This window comes from Acinetobacter sp. YH12251 (genome assembly GCF_013417465.1).
Lineage (GTDB): Bacteria > Pseudomonadota > Gammaproteobacteria > Pseudomonadales > Moraxellaceae > Acinetobacter > Acinetobacter amyesii.
Genome location: NZ_VPDZ01000042.1, coordinates 1 through 3746 on the forward strand (window position 1 = coordinate 1; position 3746 = coordinate 3746).

5 protein-coding genes are annotated in these 3746 nt (G+C 34.4%); 3 read left to right on the plus strand and 2 right to left on the minus strand.

What is annotated here, in order from left to right; translation table 11 throughout:
- Positions 1-280: 280 nt before the first annotated feature.
- On the minus strand, positions 281-1219 hold the full coding sequence (gene repM, locus FTV27_RS16830) for a replication initiation protein RepM (RefSeq protein ID WP_002046604.1): 939 nt from the start codon (positions 1217-1219) through the stop codon (positions 281-283).
- A gap of 404 nt (positions 1220-1623) precedes the next feature.
- Here repM and FTV27_RS16835 point away from each other — a divergent pair, with 404 nt between their 5' ends.
- The 3 genes from FTV27_RS16835 to FTV27_RS17295 all read left to right on the plus strand — a co-directional run bounded on the left by FTV27_RS16835 (position 1624) and on the right by FTV27_RS17295 (position 3246).
- Positions 1624-2262, plus strand: a complete 639-nt coding sequence (locus FTV27_RS16835) for an AAA family ATPase (protein WP_000585007.1) — start codon at positions 1624-1626, stop codon at positions 2260-2262.
- A 2-nt stretch (positions 2263-2264) separates the two neighbouring features.
- The gene (locus FTV27_RS16840) at positions 2265-2552 is read left to right on the plus strand and encodes a hypothetical protein (RefSeq protein ID WP_000908082.1); all 288 of its coding nucleotides are present in this window, start codon (positions 2265-2267) and stop codon (positions 2550-2552) included.
- A gap of 523 nt (positions 2553-3075) precedes the next feature.
- Entirely contained in the window at positions 3076-3246 is a 171-nt protein-coding gene (locus tag FTV27_RS17295; protein WP_017400106.1) for a hypothetical protein, read from the plus strand.
- 144 nt (positions 3247-3390) lie between these two features.
- On the opposite strand, the gene FTV27_RS17300 is transcribed toward FTV27_RS17295, so the two are convergent.
- A partial coding sequence (locus FTV27_RS17300) for a hypothetical protein (RefSeq protein WP_257230053.1) occupies positions 3391-3746 on the minus strand: 356 nt, incomplete at its 5' end.

A 3746-nucleotide genomic window follows, 5' to 3' on the forward strand; every position in this document is an offset into this window, starting at 1 on the left:
TCCGTATAAGGCATAATCAATAACGACATCTCGGCTGATAATCAGCGCAGTAACTTTAGCCAATCTCGCTGCAATTTCCATGTCAGGAATTTGTCCACTTATTCCAATGATGATGAGAACTGCAGCAATAAATTATAAAGGCAGGATAGGTGGTTACTTAACCAGCATAAGTTATGTAACTTATGCTAATTCATATTAAAATCACATGAAAGCAATCTTAATTAAAAACTTAGTATGAGAGGGCGTGGTCTTTTGTTTAAAGTGACAATTAACTAAAGGGTTACTTCTTGTATTTAGGAGCATAACCAACTTCTAACAAATAAGAAAAATACTTTCTAACATTATCGCTATCAAGAAGATCACTTGATATCCTTTCCTGAAAGTCTTCTAGAGTCTCTCCACGATGTGCGAAATCATTACCAAATTTTGGATAGTTAGTAATATCACATAGCTTTTTAGCAAAGAATATACATTGCTTAGCTGTCAATTTATAAGTTGGCTCTAAAGGAGCACTTGTACTCGTTTTATTTTGTTCTTTTTCTTCAAACATGAAATGTAATTCTGAAATATTTCTTCCCTCCTTTTTTTGTATATAAGAAACAGTAATATCCGTAAATTTGTTAATTTGATTTAAAGCTACGGTAAGAACCCTTTTTTTAAAGTCTCCCATCTTTTTATATTCATCTTCTATCAATCCGAGTTTTGATCTAAGCTCATCTATAGAAATATATAACTTACCAGTTGATCTCCAACGTATGAGTAACTCATACAGGCGAATAGCATAAATGCTTGTAAGTGGTGAGATTTGTTTAAGTTCATATCTTGTGAACTTTTCTTCAAGTTTTACAAATAAGGGGATAATATCTGGTGCAAAAATTAGTTGGACGCATCCCTCTTCCTTAACATAACCAACTTTTGAAACCCACCTACTTTTGTATATTCCTATTTTTCCAGTTATAGGATCTACTGCTTTATAATTCAAATGCCGTTCAAAAAGATTATCACATGCAGATTGTAACGCTTCATAAGATGCTTGACGTCCTAAATTAAACTGTTTCATGTATTCAGAAGCATGAATCGTAAGTATAGTATCAGAAGTAAGTTCTTTCTCAATTTCTCGAGCAGCAATGATCGCAATTAATATTAGCCTTTGCTCAGATAGATTTAGTGAATACGATGCTTCAACCAAATTATTATCTTTATATACTATGTTACTCATAGGAAGATATATTAAGGAAAATGTTATAAATAGATATATTGACAATACTACTTAACGTCCACAAATGAAAGTATTTTTAATAAAAGAATTTGTCAACTTATGCACAGAATTTGTCAACTTAGAAACAGGAAAAAGTCAACTTATTGGTAGGAATATGTCAACTCAGAAACAGGAAAAAGTCAACTTATTGGTAGGAATTTGTCAACATATACTTCCTGTATCCCTTTGCTAGTCAAGCTTTGAGCAGAGATATAAATAATAAATTTAAATAAATATATATAAATTCAAAAAGACCATTCTTTTGTGGATAACTTTTTTTTTAATTTTTTTTTTCATGATAGTTGATTACTTCATAAATCACCGTTAAATTATACACAAACAAACTTACGTAACTTACATAAATTATGATTATCTTAGTTGGTGGTGAAAAAGGCGGTGCTGGTAAAAGCTGTTTAGCTCAAAATCTTGCAGTTTACTTACAACAAAGTCAAAGAGACGTCCTCTTATTAGATGCTGACCCTCAAGGAACAACAACAGATTGGGTCAAAGAAAGAGATGAAAACGATGAATTAAATAATATTCCATCAGTACAAGCATCAGGGAATATACGTTCAGTTTTAAAAGATTTAGATAAAAGATACCAAGATATTATCATTGATGCAGGTGGACAGGATTCTGAAGCATTACGTTCAGCAATGACTATAGCTACACATATGTTATTGCCGTTTAGACCCAAACGAAGAGATCTAAAAACTTTAGATCATATGGAACAAGTTTTAAAATTAGCAAAGACAGTAAATCCAAATCTGAAAGCTAGAGCAATTATTACTCAGTGTCCAACTCTTCCTTCTCAAGTTCAAAGAATTTTAGATGCAAAAGAGGCATGCAAATCATTTGGTATTGATGCATTGAATTCAATCACAACAAATCGAAATGTTTATGATGATGCAGATGAAAATGGGCTTTCGGTTTTTGAAGTAAATAGTGATCCTAAAGCGAAAGCTGAAATTGAAAGTATTGCAAGAGAGTTTTTAGGAGTATAACTATGGCTGGTTTAACTGGGCTAAACAAAAAACCTGAACCTACTGAACAAGATAAAATGTTAGATGCATTTATATCTGGTGCAGAAAAGAGGGTAAAGGCTTTAGAATCAAGTGAAAAAAAATTTATTCGTTACACTTTTTCTCTCAATGAAGATATTAGTAAACTAATTGATGAGCTGGTTGTAAAAGGGCAAAATGCAAGAATAAATCGTTCAAGTATTGTTCGAGCAGCTATAGAAAATTTATCGACATATAGTGCAGATGAATTAAAAGAAATATTAAATAAATAAATTAAAAATATCCCACTTTTTTAAGGGGGATATTTTTTATCCAAGTTAAATTTACTGTAAGTCCCCGGTGAACCCTATAGATATTTTTAAATTCAGCTCAGGCTCTAGCAGTGTGGTGGTAATTTATCTATTTGAGTTATTTTATATGAAGGCGTCCTTTTCTGCACAGACACGGATCTAGGCTATTCAGCTTGGCTGACTGAATTGATGTCATGATGTTTGATGCACATTGTCAAATTCTTTATCAAGCGAAACTCTGAATCAATGCTTGTAATTGTTTCACTATGATGAGTTTGAGTCCAGTGAAATGTTGCTTGTTCCAACCGTAGAGCTTTGAATACCCAGTCCATCATATATCAACACTTTCATACAATGACCACGCTTATTCCAAAACAAGATAACCTCAATGTTGCGATTTGACATGGTCAAAGGCTTTTAGGACATGAGAAAGAGCAGTATAAGTAACTGCTCGCATATCCATGGGCTGAGTAGAAAGCCAGATTTCATCAATGTGAATCTTATTGTGAGCACCTTGGGGAATTCTGCCAAAGCGATTGCTCCTGATACCTTCCGTTTCAGCCCAATCGCTATGTTCGCATCAGGCGTCGTTATTGATTATGCCTTATACGGAACTCCAGAATTAGCCCTCGTTGCGAACAACAAAGCAGAAATCCTGCAGTTCCGCGGACGCTGATAAGTAGACAGATTCCTGACACGGAATACTATAACTTACATCACTTAAATAGGATGCATAAGTTATGCAAGTTACGCCACTTAAATAAGTTAAGGCGCTAAAGCGATAAAAGCTACATGATGGCCAGTACTGAGCACTGGCGATCTAAGTCAATGCTGCAGTTCTCATCATCATTGGAATAAGTGGACAAATTCCTGACATGGAAATTGCAGCGAGATTGGCTAAAGTTACTGCGCTGATTATCAGCCGAGATAAAGTAATGTGAACGGGTAGTATTGCTGTAATGGATGGATTAAACGTTGCAGGGTAAGGCAATGTAATAAATGTGGGCTTTGGTGGTGCAGAGCTTGTTCTCCATCCAAAAGGCGAATATATGGCACTGTTGCAAATAGGCTGACATGATAAGCTAAATATCTTATTTATTTCGAGATACAGCAGATGAATCCCTTCCATGGTCGGCACTTTCAAGGTGAAATCATTCTTTGGGCTGTTCGTTGGTA